Source organism: Sphingobium sp. CFD-2, assembly GCF_024611135.1.
GTDB lineage: Bacteria > Pseudomonadota > Alphaproteobacteria > Sphingomonadales > Sphingomonadaceae > Sphingobium > Sphingobium fuliginis.
Genome location: NZ_CP084405.1, coordinates 609,237 through 623,290, shown reverse-complemented (window position 1 = coordinate 623,290; position 14,054 = coordinate 609,237). Strand labels below are relative to the sequence as shown.

Sequence of the window (14,054 nt, the reverse complement as noted above, 5' to 3'; positions counted from 1 at the left end):
CCTCAATAGGCCTTGTGGTGCACCAGCACGCCGATGGTCGCGACGATGATGCGCAGGTCGCGCCAGATCGACCATTTGGTGACATATTCCAGGTCCGACTGGAGCCGGTCGATCAGGTCCTGATGATGGTCGGTCGATCCGCGATGGCCGCGCACCTGCGCCAGTCCGGTCATGCCCGGCTTGATGCAATGCCGCTCCCAATAGCGCTCGTCCACTTCCCAATAGAGGCGGTCGCCGGCCTTTGCGGCGGCCGCATGGGGGCGCGGGCCGACGATGCTCATGTCGCCGCGCAGCACGTTGAACAGTTGCGGCAGCTCGTCGATGCTGGTCTTGCGCAGGAAACGGCCCACAGCCGTCACCCGATCGTCATCGCGCGCCGTCAGCTTGTCGGCCTTCCGGTCGCTCGCCTCCGTCCGCATGGAACGGAATTTATAGATGTTGAACGGCCGGGCGTCGCGGCCGATGCGCGGCTGGCGGAAGATGATCGGGCCGGGACTGGTCAGCTTCACCGCCAGCGCCGCCGCGATCAGCGCCGGGGAAAGCGCGATGGTGGCCGCCGTCGCGACGACGATGTCGAAGAATCGCTTGATCAGGCGGTCGCGGAACTGGAACGGCCCGCCCGCGACGATGATCGTCGGCTGACCGTCGAACTCGTCCACCCGCGCCGGGGCGAAGCGCAGCAGTTCCGGCACGACGATCTCGCCCCGCGCCGACAGGGACTTGAGCGCCACCGACCAGTCGTCCATCCGCTCCATCGGGCAGGCGACGATCACCCGTTCCGCCATGCCCACGGCGGCGGCGAGCCGCGCCGCCATGTCCGCGTCATGCCCCTTGGGCTGCAGGCCGGCTGCCCCAGCCTCGATCACATGCATGTGCGGGCCGGTGTCGATGGTCACGCCGTCCATGATGACCACGGTCAGATGCGGCACCTCGCCCAGCAGATGCGCGCCGAGCCGCCCGATGGCGAGTCGGACGGCAGCCACGCCAACTGCCGAAATGCCCAGGCCGACGATGAAGGTCAGACGCGAAAGCTGTTCCGCGATCTTCCCCAGATAGACGATCAGCAGCATCAGCATCGCCGCCTGCGCCAGCGCCATCAACCCCCGGAAAATGCCGCGCCGCAGATCCTCCAGCATATGGATGCCATAGGCGCCCCCCTGCACGCCGAGCAGCACGTAAAGCGGCGCGATCATCGCGAACATGACGATGCCGTGCGGCTTGCCCGGTTCGCCCAGCCATGCGCCCAGCACCAGATAATTGGCGAGCAGAAAGGACAGGAAAAGCCCCGCCATGTCCCCCAGCAGACACAGCAGGTACAGGCGCACCCGCAATATTTCCTTGGAGACTGTCACTTATGGACCCTGATCAGCTTGGCGTGTCCGCTCCGTTGGCACTGGTCGGAGCAGCTTTCAAGAGTTTGAATGGAGGTCAGAGCCGGGTTCCTGCCTTCGCAGGAGCGTGCATCGTCCGGATCAAAGCGCAAACAACCTTCCCAAAGCCTTGTCGAGCATCAGCAACTGCCACAGCAGCCGCCCATGATCGGCCAGCCCGGCCTTGTGGTCCGCCGCGATCTTGCCCAGCATCTTCGCGTCGAACCAGCCGGTCTTCGCCAATGCAGATCCTCCGGCGATCGCCGTAGCCTCGCCCGCCAGCGGTCCACGGAACCAGGCGCTGATCGGGGTCACGAAGCCCATTTTCGGGCGGTAGAGTATGTCCTGCGGCAGGAAAGGCTCCATCGCCTTCTTCATCAGATATTTGCCGCTGTTCCCGCGAATCCGTTGCGCCACGGGGAGCCGCGCGGCGAACTCGACCAGCCGGTGGTCGAGCAGGGGCTCCCGCGCCTCCAGGCTGACCGCCATGCTCATCCGGTCGGTCTTGGTCAGGATGTCGCCCGGCAGCCATATGCGAATGTCGGCATATTGCGCCCGGTCCAGCGGATCGCGCGCGGGCGCCTCCGCCATGGTCCTGATATAGCGATCTTCCGCCCGATAGGCGCCGAGCCGGGTCTTCATGTCCTGGCTGAACATCCGCTGCCGCAGCGCATGGGGCGTCACGCCGACCGATGCGGCATAGGCTTCCCCGCCCTCCCCCGCCAGTTCGAGCAGGGTCGATTTCGCGCGCAGGGGCCGGGGCGCCCAGTCGGCCTTGGGATACCAGCGGCCCAAAGTCCCGAACAGCGGTTGCCGCACCGAAGCCGGGATCAGCGAGCGCAGCCTTTCGCCCTGCATCTGGAACCGATGCCGCCGATAGCCGGCAAAGGCCTCGTCCGCGCCGTCTCCGGAGAGCGCGACCGTCACCTGCTCCCGCGCCAGTTCGCACACCCGATAGGTCGGCAGCGCGGAAGCATCGGCAAAGGGTTCGTCGAAATGGAGCGCCAGCGTATCGATCAGCCCATAATCATCGGGCGATACGATGCGGGTGCGATGGTCGGTGGCGAAGCGCCGCGCCACCCTGTCGGCATAGGCGGTCTCGTCCAGTTCCCTGACGTCGAAGCCGATGGTGCAGGTCTTGACCGCCTGTTTCGACGCCTCCGCCATCAGCGCGACGACGCTGCTGCTGTCCACTCCACCCGACAGGAAGGCGCCCAGCGGCACGTCCGCCACCATCCGGGATCGGACCGCCTGTCGCATCAGCGCGACCAGTTCCTCCTCCAGCGCCTCCGGCCTCGCCCTGCTGCGGTCGGCGAAGCTGACGTCCCAATAGCGCTGCGGCTGCGGCAGGGGCCGCCCGCGCACGATGCGCAGCGTCTCGCCCGCGCCGAGCTTGCGCACGCCCGCGACCAGGCAGGCGTCGTCGGGCACATAGCCGTAAGCGAGATAATCCTCGACCGCCGACAGGTCCGGCGCACGCCGCAAAAGGGGATGGGCGAGCAGGCTCTTCAGTTCCGAGCCGAAGATCAGGCTGCCGTCGGACAGCAGCGCATAATGGAGCGGCTTCACCCCCAGCCGGTCGCGCACCAGCCAGAGCGCCTGCGCCCGCGCGTCGAACAGGGCAAAGGCGAACATGCCGTTGAACTTGTCTACGCAGGCCTCGCCCCATTGGCGATAGCCGTGCAGGATGACCTCCGTATCGCTATGCGTGCGGAAGACGTGGCCCTTGGCCTCCAGTTCCGTGCGGACTTCCCGGAAATTATAGATTTCGCCGTTGAAGACGACGGCCAGGCTGTCATCCTCCGTCAGCATGGGCTGCGCGCCGCTGCCCAGATCGATGATCGAGAGGCGCAGATGGCCCAGCCCGACGCCGGGCGCGGTCCAGATGCCGCTGTCGTCCGGCCCGCGCCACGGCATGGCGTCCAGCATCAGCCCGACCCGCGCCGGATCGACCGGCTTGGCCGTTTCAAGGTGGAAAATGCCCGCAATTCCGCACATTCGAAGGGTCTTAGCGGGTTCGGAGGCTGCGGTCAGCCAAATCCTTCACATCGCCCAGATCATGGAGGAAGGCGGCGATGGCGGCGTCCGAAGGGCGGCCTGCCCGTTCCTCTGCCGAAACCATGATGGCGGCGGCGCGCTGGTCAGTGCCCAACAGGCGCGCCTTCATCGTCTCCAGCTTGACGAGATGGGCGCTGCCGGTGGGCTGGCCCTTGCCGACGGCATAGAAGCTGACGACATGGCGCACCAGCCGGCCGGGGCCGGTGATCTGCTCGCCGCGCGCATTTTCGGGCGCGGCGGCGGGCTGCGACCAGGTCCATCCGCTGTCGGTGCCCGCCGCGCCCTGACCGAAGCCGACCAGTTCGCGCCCCTCATCCTGCCGGTCGAAGGTCGCAATGGCGAGATCGACCACCTGTCCCTCCGCATTGCGGTATCTCGCCATGGCCAGATAATCGGCGCCGTCGAAGCGCGGCCGCCAGAGCGGGAGCGGCGGTTCGTCGCTTCGGACCCAGCCCTTCACCTCCGGCATGGCGGGTGCGCCGGGCAGAGGCTGGCCCACCTCGGCGCTCGCCGCCAGCCAGAGGGGCGCGGCCACGATCATCGCCAGCGCGCCGCCCGCGACGGCGCCCGGCGAAGAATGGCCTTCATGGCGCAGATGTTCGGGATCGAACCAGGGATCGCCGGGCTGCCGGTCGAAAAAGGGCCAGGCCATCGCCATCACCACGATCATGATGACGGCGAAGAACAGCCAGCCATAGACCACATGATCGAAGCCCGCCGCCGCATCGATGGTGGTCACTTCCGCGACGAAGATGGTGGCGAAGGCGCGCACGCCGTTCGCCAATATCGACAGGGAAAGCGCGCCGATCATGAAGGCGACCCGCCGTTTCCAGCTGGTGAAGCAGACATTGCAGACGAGCAGGCCATAGGCCGTCATGGCGATCACGAACTTCGCGCCGGAACAGGCCTCCGCCACCTCGAAATAGCCATTGGGCGTGGTGATGAAGATGCCCTGCATCTGCGCGGGAATGCCGGTCAGGCCGAGCAGGATCATGCTGATATGCGCCGTCACCAACTGGAGGGGGGCGACGATCTCCTCGCCGAAGGGCACCATGAAGAAGGCGTAGAACAGCGGAAAGAGCAGCGCCCGCGCCACGGCCGGTCCCAGCAGCGCGATGACAGAACCCTGCAACATCAGGATCAGCGCGCCATGCCGCAGCACGGCCACGCCCGCCGCCGCGCCCAGCATCCAGGCGAAAGCGCCCAGCCCCAGCCAGACAAGCCCCGGCGCCCAGGCGGATGGCTCCAGCCGGCGCAGGCCGGGCAAACGCTGCTGCACCAGCCAGGCGACAAGAAACGGCACGAACAGACAATGGCCATAGGTCGAGGCGTTCCACCAGATCGCTATCATGCCCAGCAGGTCGCGGTGGAACAGCGCCAGGATCGTGCCGGCGATGATGGCGAACGCCGTCAGATGGCCGCGCCAGCCGGACAGCTTCACCTCCGGCCGCATGGGGAGCGCGCCTTCCATCACGCGGCCCTCATGTCGGCGGCGCCCGGCGATCCGAACAGCATGTCCGGCAGCTTCGCCAGCGTCGCGGACCAGCGGTAGCGCTCCTCCATCCGGGATCGCGCCGCATGGCCAAGGCGCGCGGCGCGGGTTGGATCGGCGAGCAGCGCAAGAAGCGTCTCCGCCTCCTGCCCCGGGTCGGCGGCGATCAGCAGGTGCTCGCCATCGCGGGCGTCGATCCCTTCGGCGGCCTGGGGGGAGGCGACGACGGGCCGCGCCATGGCCATCGCCTCCAGCACCTTGTTCTGGATACCCCGCGCGATCCGCAGCGGCGCCACCACCACGTCCGCCGCCGCCAGCCAGCCGCGGACATCGGGCACGCCGCCGGTCACGATCACGCCGGGCAAAGCCGCCAGCGCCTGCACCGATTTCGTGGGATTGCGGCCGACAATGGCGAAAAGCGCCTGCGGACAGCGGGCACGGATCGCGGGCAGGGTTTCGCGGGCAAAGCTCTCCACCGCCTCGACATTGGGCCGATAGTCCATCTGGCCGGTGAAGACGAGCAGTCGCCCGTCCGGCCGATCCACGGCGGGGAAATCCGCCGAGGGATCGAAAAAGTCCAGCGCGACGCCATTGTCGATGCCAACGATTCTATCGGGGCCCAGCCCGCTTTCGCGCCGGAACAGCGCGGCCTCCGCCTCGCTCACAAAGGCGCAGAGGTCGGCCCGTTCAGCCACCTTCCGCTCGAAGTCCAGCAGCATGCGCCCTTCGCGCCGGTTGATCCAGGCCATGGGGCCGGAGCCCTGCGCGCCATAAGCGGCATATTTGGCCGAATCGAAATCCACGAAATCCATGACGAAGCGCACCCCGTCCGGCAGCATGGGCACGAAATGCGCCATCTGCGCCGAATAGGTGACGACCGCCGCGATGGGCCGTTCCGCCAGCGTCTTCGCGACCCAGCGATGCAGATCGGGATGATCGAACAGCGACACCAGCAGGGGCTGCCCCTTCGCCAGCCCTTTGAGGCCCGCCATGATGCGCGAGCGGTCGCGCATCAGCACGCACTGGCTGACGGTCAGCTTCGCCATGTCTGGGGCAAAGCCCATGTCCCGCGCGTCGTCGGCAAAGCAGCCGACATGGACGGGCGCGACCTCCGCGATCCGCTCCAGCAGATGATAGGACCGGATCTTGTCGCCCCGATCCGGCGGAAAGGGGATGCGATGGCAGAGGAAGAGGATGTCCCCCCTCACCCCAGCCCCCGCGCGATGAGCGGTCCGATGAGGTTCGCAACCGGCAGGGGCAGCTTCTTCCAGAGGTCGATCCGCCGTTGATAGTGCGGGCTGTTGGGATCGATGTCCCGCCGCTCGCCCGTGGCCGACCAGCTATGATAGGAAAGGGGCACGGGGTCGAAGCCGAAGCTCTTCTTCCACGCCGCCTGTCCGCTGCCTGTCTTGGAACGGCCGAAGTCGAAGACGCGCATGCCCCGCGCCCGGCCATGACCCATCAGCCGGAAATACATGAGTTCGTTCGACCGCAGCCGCCGCGCATCCGCAATGCCGCCGCCCCAGAAGGGCATGACCCGCCCCTGATGATAGAGGGTCAGCACCGCCGAAACCGGCCGTTCCCCCTCATAGACCGCCAATATGTCCGCTTCCTCGGCAAAGGCCGCCAGCACTTCGCGGAACAGCCGTGCCGGGAAGACCGGCGTGCCGAGATTGCGCACGCTTTCCGAATAGACGCGGTAATGCGCCTGTCGATGCCGCGCCTCCCGCCCGATCTCGACGCGCAGCGCATCATTGGCCAGCGCCTTGCGCAACTCCGCCCGGTGCTTGCGCGGCACGGCGAGCAGTTCCGCCTCATCATCCGCCGCGATAGGGCGCGCGAAGCCCAGATGGCTGCCCTCATGCAGCGCCCAGCCCCTGCCCGGCGCCGGACCGCCACGGATTTCGACCGAGGCGATGCCGCCGTCCCGCGCCATGCCCTCGCAGGCTGCGGCCAGAGCAGGCACCGCCGCCGGATCGCTGGCGAGAATGCCGCCGTCGACGCCGAAGCCCGACGACACCAGAGCCTGCCCGAACAAGGCGCTTTTCACATGATGCAGCGGCAGCAGCCCGGCCATCTCCCCCGAAGGCGCCACGGCGGCCAGCATGTGCGCCCGATTGCCGGTCCCACGCTCCACGCCCGTCAACCAGGCCGGCCGGTGGAAGGGCGTCCCCGCCGGATGCGCCATCACGAATTTATCCGCCGCGCTCCGCTGCGCCGGATCGTCGAGGTTCAGCGTGGTGACGAGCATTTCCCCCGCCATCATGCCGCCCGCTCCGCTTCCTGCGCCGCCAGCGCATCCACGCGGGTCCATGAAAAGTCCCGCGTCAGACGGCGCAGCTTGGCCGCCATGACCGACAGATTGCTGTAATGCCGCACCCGTGAGCGCAACGGCGCGCCCTCGACGCGCGGCTGGCCGGGGTCGATCTCCCACGGATGGAAATAGATGATCGCCGGCCGCCCATCCCGCTGGTTCACCTGCCGGATCGCCCAGCGCGAAAAACCATAGGGCAGCAGCCGGAAGAAGCCGCCGCCGCCTGCCGCCAGCGTCCGCCCCGCGAACCTCGCGGTGGTCACGGGCAGTTCGACCAGCGGCGATCCCTTGACCGGCCGCCAGGCGAAGCGCGGCGTTTCAGGCCATCCGTAATGATCGTGCCGGATCGGCGCGACGCTGCTGGAATAGGCATAGCCTTCCTCCGCCAGCACCTCATGCGCCCAGGGGTTGCGCCGGTCGATGGAAAAGCTGGGCGCGCGATAGCCCGTCACCGCCTGGCCGGTCGCATCCTCCAGGATCGCCCGCGACCGGCGCAGGTCGGCGCGGAACTGCGCCCCGTCGAAGGTGAAGACCCGCTTATGGTCATAGCCATGGCTGGCGACCTCATGCCCCGCCGCGCTGATGCGCCGCATCAGCGCCGGATAGCGCTCCGCCACCCAGCCAAGCGTGAAGAAGGTCGCGCTGACCCCCGCCTCCTCGAACAGCGCCAGCACCGCATCGGTGTTGCGCTCGACGCGATGGGTCAGGCCCGCCCAATCCTCGCGCCGGATCGTGCGCTCGAAAGCGCCGACCTGGAACCAGTCCTCGACATCGACGGATAGGGCGTTCAGCATGGGTCCGTCAGGCGGCGGCGCTTTGCTGCGTTTCGCCCAGCCTTTCCTCGCGCTCGACCCATTCGACCAGCAGCGTCAGCACCCGGCGCAGCGCCGTGTCCTGCTCCGTCACGCGGAACTCCAGCGTGGAAAGCCGTTCCTCGACAAGGGCGAAGCAGTCCTTCAGCGCTTCGGGATCGACGCTCGGCGCGCTGCGGGCAAAGTCGTTCTCGGCCCGAAGCGTGTCGATCTCCGCCCGCAGGGAAGCGATCTCGTCGAGCAGGTCCGTGGCCGGCCCGGGGCTGGCGGCCCGCAGCGCCTCCACCTCGGCGCGCAAGGACGCAACCTCGTCGGAAACCGCGGGGTCGGCCGCGAACGGCACGGCAGCAGGCATGTCCGCCAGTTCCCCGGCATCGTCCAGCACGCTGCGCGCCATCGGTTCCGGCGTTACGTCCGCGTCCGCGCCCATGTCGTTCACCACCGCATAGACCACTTCGGCATCGATCACCGAAAGCTGGTCGAGCGCGCCCAGCAGCAGCACGCGGCTGACCAGCACGTTGATCCGGCGCGGCACGCCGCCGGTCGCGGCATAGATGGCGGCGAAAGCCTCCGGCGTGAATTGCGGATCGCCCTGCCATCCGGCCAGCGACAGGCGGTGCAGTATATAGGGCTCGACCTCCCGCCGCATCATCGGTTCCAGATGATGGGTGGCGATCACCCGCTGGCGAAGCTGCTCCAGTTCCGGCGATTTCAGCAGGTCGCGAAATTCCGGCTGGCCCAGCAGGAATATCTGCAACAGCGACTGCCCGCCCAACTGGAAGTTGGACAGCATCCGCAATTCCTCGATCGCGGAAATGGGCAGGTTCTGCGCCTCGTCCACGATCAGCAGCGACCGCTTGCCCGCTCGCGCCTGCGCATGGAGCCAGCCCTCGATCTGCTTCAGTATCTGCGCCTTGGGCATGCCGTCGACGCCCAGGCTGAAGCTCTGCGCGGCAAGGCGCAGCATGTCGTCGCCCTCCACCTGCGTCGAGACGATCTTCACGGCCGTCAGGCGCGACGGGTCGATGGTGTTCATGAGGTGCCCGACCAGCGTCGTCTTGCCCGCGCCGATGTCGCCGGTGATGACGATGAAGCCTTCTCCCTGCGCAAGGCCATAGCCCAGATAGGACAGCGCCTTGCGATGGGTCGCGCTCTCGAAATAGAAATGCGGGTCCGGCGTCAGCTGGAACGGGCGTCCCTGCAATCCGTAGAACTGGTCGTACATGACTATCTCTCCACCCGACGGGGCATTGGCTTAAAATGTGTAGCGAAGGCCAAGCTGGCCCATGGCGTTGATGACGGCGTCCAGATTGTCCGCCTTGGCACTGTCGACGCCGACCGAGGCGGACGCCTGCAGATTGCGCGTGACGAGCCGGTAATAGCTGGCGAAGGCGCCCAGGTTCAGCACGTCCAGCCGGTTGCCGCTGGCGTCGAAATAATTGGCATAGACGGCCGTATCGATGCTCGACTGGCTGTCGACGCGATAGGTGAGCGAGGCGTTGCCGTACCAGTTCTGGTCCCGCGTGCCGCGCACCAGCACCGTCTCACCCGAAGGCGTCACGAATTTGCGCTGCGAATAGCCAAGGCCGACACCCATGCCCCAGGGCCCGCGCTCCGCCGCGAACTGGGCCGCCACGCCGCGATAGCGGAAATTGGCCCCTGTGACCCCGGCCAGCGCATCGTTGAAGCACTGCCCGCCCCCGCTGGTGGAAAAGGCGCAGCCGGTGAAATCGCCGGTGAAGGGATTGCGCACGATATTGAGGTCGCTGCCCGAAAGCGCCGCCACATCGGAAGTGATGACGCGCCCGAAGCTGTCGATGCCGTCGAACACGACCAGGGCGAACGACTTGTCCCGGCCCTGCCAGATGAAGCTGCCCGAATAGGTCATGCCGCCATAGCGCTCGCCCACCCGCGCGGTCAGCGAGGTGCGGTGGCTCGGCCGCCAGAGCACGCCGACATCCCAGATGATGTCGTCGAAATCATAGATGAGCTGGCGAGGCGAACTGTCGTCGGTGACGTAGCGGCCGCTGGAGGAGATTACCGGCACGCCATTGCCGTCGAGCAAGGGCGAACGCTGGCTGATCTCGATCTTCTCATAACCGATGCCGCCGATCAGGGCGAGCGTGGGGGATACCGGCAGGGTGGCGTCGAGCCGCGCCCATTTGTCCTCGAACCGCTGGTCGAGCTGGCTTGCATCCTCCCGGCTGTAGCCTGCGCTGGCGACGAGGCCCAGCGGCATCCACACCCCCGGCCCGACGCCGACGGAACCCATCAGGTCATGGGTGGTCGATTCCGCGAAGCCATTGCCCAGAGGCGCACCGGGGAAATCGACATTCACGTCATCCTCGACCCGCGCATAGCCGAGCCGGTAGGAGGCGCTGATGTCCAGATCGCCCAGCCGCGTGACATAGGACGGGCCGACATAGCCTGCATAGACCTGGCTGCTATAGCCGTCATTGCGCACCGACGCGCCCGAGAACCCGTCCGTGCGGACCCGCGTCGCCAGGCCGCCTGCATTCAGCGACAGCCCGCGCGCGAGGCCATATTGGCCACTGACGATCCCGCTGATGATGTCCTGATCGCTGAGGTCATCGCCCCAGCCGAAGCTATGTGCATATTGCAGGTCCGCAGCGGCTTCCAGCCGCCGCGTCTGCACGCTGGCGGTCACGCCCGCGGTGACGTTGGTATAGGTCAGAACGTCGCCGCCGCCCTGGATCGGCGCGACGACGACCTGGTCGATGCCGAGATAGGGCGTGACGTCGACCTTGCGCTGCTCGTCCCGCGCAAGGGCGGGCGAGGCCAGGGCGATCCCCGCGAGAAGAAGGGCTAGGCGAGAGATCATCAGCCCGCATGCTCCCCTTCATGGCCATGCGCATAATAGCTGCCGAAACGCCGTCCGCCGCTGGCGAAGTTCACACCGTTCAGGAGCAGCTTCACCTTGGACGCGCCCTTGAGCAGTCCGGCCGCATCGCGCAGCGCGCCTTCCGTCGTCCTGTCCGCCCGCACCACCAGCAGCGCGACGGCGGCGTGGCCGGCCAGCACAGCCGCAGGAGAAGCGGCCAGCAGGGGCGGCGAATCGAACAGGACGATGCGGTCGGGCCGTCCCTCGGTCAGGCGGCCCAGCAGCATTTCCGTCCGCGCGGAGGCCAGATATTCGGTGTCGTTGTTGCTCCGCTGTCCGGCCGGGAGCACGGAGAGAGAGGGAATGTCGGTGCGCAGCACGCAATCCTCGATGGCAATCGCCGGATCGGCCAGCGCGTCCATCAGGCCCGGCCCTGCGGTCAGCCCCAGCGCCTGCGGGATGCCGGGCTTGCCGAAATCGGCGTCGACCAGCAGGATTTCGCGATCCTTCTCCGCCGCCAGGCTGAGCGCCAGGTTGATCGCGCAGAAGCTCTTGCCCTCCCCGCTATGGGCGGAGCAGACCAGCACCCGGTTGCCCCGCGCATTGCCCGCCAGTTCGGCCAGCAGGTCGCGCTTGAGCAGCCGGAACTCCTCGCTCATCGCGGTGACGGGACCGTCGGGCAGCAGATAGCCCGCCTCGACCAGCGCGATGCGGTCGATCGGCTGTACCGGCCCGGTCCAGTCCGGCGCGCGATAGCCGGGGACCGGCGTTTCGGGGACCGGCGTTTCGACGGCGGCGGGCGCGGGTTGCGCGGTCTCCACCACGGGTTCGCCCACCGGAACTTCGACCGCGGGCGCGGCGCGCCCGCGCAGGGCCGCGCTGAAATCGTAGATTTCGGTCGCCCGCTCGATCAGCGATCCGCCGGAAAGGGACTTGTGCCTGTTCATATCCGGTCCCTCCTCAAGCCAGCCCGCGCTGGACGAATTCGATGACGATCAGCAGCAGGCACAGCGCCGCAAGGCCGCCGCTGGCGCCTGCAAACCACTTCATCCGCTGCCTCTCCATCGCCTGCTGCGCCGCGCTGACGGTCTGGCTGATCGATCCGATCACGGAGACGCCCAGCGCCTTTTCCAGCCGCGCCGCATTGGGAAAGCCGCCCTTGAGCTGCGCCACGGCAAAGGCCGTGCCGATGCCCGCGCCCAGCCCCAGGATCAGCACGCCCAGCAGCAGCAGCGGCCGGTTCGGCGCGGCCGGAGCGGTCGGCAGGCTGGGCGGATTGATGACGCGGAACTGGACCGATCCGGTTTCCGACTTCACATCGCCGCGCAGACGGATTTCCTCGCGGTCCGCCAGCATCTTGTCATATTGGGTCTTGAGTACCTGATAGTCGCGGTCGAGCCGTTCCTGCTCGGCGGCGAGGCCGGGTTCATCCGTCTGGCGCGATGCCATGGCGTTCAGGTCCGCCTGCAACTGCGCCTTGCGGGCGGAAAGCCCCTGCACCGTGGCGGCGCGTTCCGCCTGCATCGACCTGATCGAAAGATAGGCGGGATTGGGCGTGCTGCCGGCGCTGCCGCCGCCCTGCCCGCGCAGCAGGTCCACCTGCCGCTGCGCCGCGATCACGTCGGGATGGCTGCTGGTGAAGCCCCGCGCCCGCATCGACGCAAGGTCCGCCTGCGCCTGGGTCAGCGCCGAAGGCCCGCCCGAAGCGCCGACGCCCGGCAAGGTCTGCGGCGTGCCCGCCAACTGGCCGTTCATCGCCGCCAGCGCGCTTTGCGCCTGCACGAGTTGCGAATCGATGCTGTTGATCTCCGACCGGGCGGCGTCCATGCGCTGGCCGATCGATCCGGCGCCCGGCAGCATGCCCGCATAGCGCTGCTCGAACTCGACGCGGCGCTGTTCGGCGGCGGCAAGCTGCTTGCCCCGCGCCGCCAGTTGCTGGTCGAGGAAGGCAAGGCTCTGCCGCGTCTCCACCTTGTCGGAGGACAGGTTGGTTTCCTGGAAGATGTCGACCAGCTTCTGCACGATCTGTTGCGAAATGCGCGCATTGGCGCCGTCCGACAGGCCGGAATCGGCCCATGTGGCGCTGATGTCGATCATGCTGGGGTCAAGCTGCGCCATCACGGTGATGGTCTCGCGCAATCCGGTGATCTTCGCCGCCAGGTCGCGCGGCCCGTCGACCGTCCGGTTGAGATCGGTCTCCTTCACCACCCGTTCCAGATTGGCCGTGCTGGCCAGGGTCTGGCGCACCCTGTCGAGGTCCTGCTGCGCCTGGACCTGGGTGATGCCCACCTTGTCCTCCAGCAGCGACTGGGTGTTCACATAGACCCGCGCCTTGGATTCATAGCTGTTGGGGATGAGCGCCACGCCCAGCCAGCCAGCCAGGCACACGCCCCAGGCCACGCCCAGCGCCAGCCAGCGGCGGAGCCAGAGGCCATGCAGGATGACCAGCAGTTCGTCGACGAGAGCCGCCATGTCAGAACATGCTTTCGGGAATGATGATGACGTCGCCGGGCGCCAGCATGACGTTCGCCTTGCTGTCGCCGCGCTTCAGCAGGTCGCCGATGCGGACCTGATATTCCTGCTGCTTGCCGGTTTCCTTGTTGAAGCGGACCAGCTTCGCCCTATTGCCCGCCGCATATTCGGAAAGGCCGCCGACCGAGATCATCGCGTCGAGCAGCGTCATATTGGCGCGATAGGGGATGGAGGCGGGCTTTTCGGTCGCGCCGACGATCCGCACCTGCTGGCTGAAGGTGCCGGAGAAATTGTTGACGATCACCGACACCAGCGGATTTTCGATATATTTGCCCAGCGCCACCTTCAGGTCGTCGGCCAGTTGCCGGGGCGTCTTGCCGACCGCCGGCATGTCGGAAATGAGCGGCGTGGTGATGCGCCCATCGGGCCGCACCTGCACCTTCGCGCCGAGATCGGGATTGCGCCAGACGAAGATGGTGAGATCGTCGAGCGGCCCGATCACATATTCCTCGCCCGGCCCCTCCTGCGTCGAAACGAAGGACGCCGGTGGCAGATTGGGCGCGCCCCCGCCCGAAGCGCAGCCCGAAAGAGCCAGAGCCGGCAGGGACATGCCGATCAACGCACGGGAAAGTGACAGGAAACGCATAGATTCACCCCTTTTCGCGGCCGCGCCGACAGCCGCCAAAGGGAGGCG

The 14,054-nt window shown here is 67.3% G+C and carries 11 protein-coding genes; all 11 read right to left on the bottom strand.

Features of this window, described 5'->3' with window-relative positions; all coding sequences use genetic code 11:
- Positions 1–2: 2 nt before the first annotated feature.
- Positions 3–1,292: a sugar transferase gene (locus tag LDB29_RS02975; protein ID WP_373278240.1), complete on the bottom strand. Its 1,290-nt coding sequence runs from the start codon at positions 1,290–1,292 to the stop codon at positions 3–5.
- A gap of 180 nt (positions 1,293–1,472) precedes the next feature.
- On the bottom strand, positions 1,473–3,368 hold the full coding sequence (locus tag LDB29_RS02970) for an XrtA/PEP-CTERM system amidotransferase (RefSeq protein ID WP_193666751.1): 1,896 nt from the start codon (positions 3,366–3,368) through the stop codon (positions 1,473–1,475).
- Between the two features lie 10 nt (positions 3,369–3,378).
- Complete coding sequence (gene xrtA, locus LDB29_RS02965) at positions 3,379–4,899, bottom strand: exosortase A (RefSeq protein WP_193666750.1); 1,521 nt, start codon at positions 4,897–4,899, stop codon at positions 3,379–3,381.
- Positions 4,899–6,128, bottom strand: coding sequence for a TIGR03087 family PEP-CTERM/XrtA system glycosyltransferase (locus LDB29_RS02960; RefSeq protein ID WP_025549652.1), 1,230 nt, complete (start codon positions 6,126–6,128; stop codon positions 4,899–4,901). Before LDB29_RS02960 ends, xrtA begins: the two co-directional genes overlap by 1 nt.
- Positions 6,125–7,186 carry a FemAB family XrtA/PEP-CTERM system-associated protein gene (locus tag LDB29_RS02955; protein ID WP_193666749.1) on the bottom strand — a complete coding sequence of 354 codons (1,062 nt, stop codon included), beginning with the start codon at positions 7,184–7,186 and terminating at the stop codon, positions 6,125–6,127. The genes LDB29_RS02960 and LDB29_RS02955 overlap by 4 nt, the downstream gene beginning before the upstream one ends.
- On the bottom strand, positions 7,183–8,028 hold the full coding sequence (locus LDB29_RS02950; RefSeq protein WP_025549651.1) for an XrtA system polysaccharide deacetylase: 846 nt from the start codon (positions 8,026–8,028) through the stop codon (positions 7,183–7,185). The genes LDB29_RS02955 and LDB29_RS02950 overlap by 4 nt, the downstream gene beginning before the upstream one ends.
- A 7-nt stretch (positions 8,029–8,035) precedes the next feature.
- Positions 8,036–9,271 (bottom strand): XrtA/PEP-CTERM system-associated ATPase, encoded by a 1,236-nt coding sequence (locus tag LDB29_RS02945; RefSeq protein ID WP_025549650.1) that lies wholly within the window; start codon positions 9,269–9,271, stop codon positions 8,036–8,038.
- Between the two features lie 30 nt (positions 9,272–9,301).
- A complete protein-coding gene (locus LDB29_RS02940) occupies positions 9,302–10,888 on the bottom strand; it encodes a hypothetical protein (RefSeq protein WP_025549649.1) in 1,587 nt (528 codons plus the stop codon).
- Entirely contained in the window at positions 10,888–11,835 is a 948-nt protein-coding gene (locus LDB29_RS02935) for a P-loop NTPase (protein ID WP_025549648.1), read from the bottom strand. Before LDB29_RS02935 ends, LDB29_RS02940 begins: the two co-directional genes overlap by 1 nt.
- 13 nt (positions 11,836–11,848) lie before the next feature.
- Positions 11,849–13,360, bottom strand: coding sequence for an XrtA system polysaccharide chain length determinant (locus LDB29_RS02930; protein ID WP_257556083.1), 1,512 nt, complete (start codon positions 13,358–13,360; stop codon positions 11,849–11,851).
- Position 13,361: 1 nt separating this feature from the next.
- Positions 13,362–14,006, bottom strand: a complete 645-nt coding sequence (locus LDB29_RS02925) for an XrtA/PEP-CTERM system exopolysaccharide export protein (protein WP_025549646.1) — start codon at positions 14,004–14,006, stop codon at positions 13,362–13,364.
- Positions 14,007–14,054 lie beyond the last annotated feature (48 nt).

Bases quoted from the DNA above. Each gene is read 5' to 3' on its own strand.
- LDB29_RS02955 (WP_193666749.1), bottom strand. From the start codon at position 7,186: ATGATGGCGGGGGAAATGCTCGTCACCACGCTGAACCTCGACGATCCG.
- LDB29_RS02940 (WP_025549649.1), bottom strand. From the start codon at position 10,888: ATGATCTCTCGCCTAGCCCTTCTTCTCGCGGGGATCGCCCTGGCCTCG.
- LDB29_RS02945 (WP_025549650.1), bottom strand. From the start codon at position 9,271: ATGTACGACCAGTTCTACGGATTGCAGGGACGCCCGTTCCAGCTGACG.
- LDB29_RS02925 (WP_025549646.1), bottom strand. From the start codon at position 14,006: ATGCGTTTCCTGTCACTTTCCCGTGCGTTGATCGGCATGTCCCTGCCG.
- LDB29_RS02975 (WP_373278240.1), bottom strand. From the start codon at position 1,292: ATGGCGGGGCTTTTCCTGTCCTTTCTGCTCGCCAATTATCTGGTGCTG.
- LDB29_RS02970 (WP_193666751.1), bottom strand. From the start codon at position 3,368: ATGTGCGGAATTGCGGGCATTTTCCACCTTGAAACGGCCAAGCCGGTC.
- LDB29_RS02930 (WP_257556083.1), bottom strand. From the start codon at position 13,360: ATGGCGGCTCTCGTCGACGAACTGCTGGTCATCCTGCATGGCCTCTGG.
- xrtA (WP_193666750.1), bottom strand. From the start codon at position 4,899: ATGGAAGGCGCGCTCCCCATGCGGCCGGAGGTGAAGCTGTCCGGCTGG.
- LDB29_RS02935 (WP_025549648.1), bottom strand. From the start codon at position 11,835: ATGAACAGGCACAAGTCCCTTTCCGGCGGATCGCTGATCGAGCGGGCG.
- LDB29_RS02950 (WP_025549651.1), bottom strand. From the start codon at position 8,028: ATGCTGAACGCCCTATCCGTCGATGTCGAGGACTGGTTCCAGGTCGGC.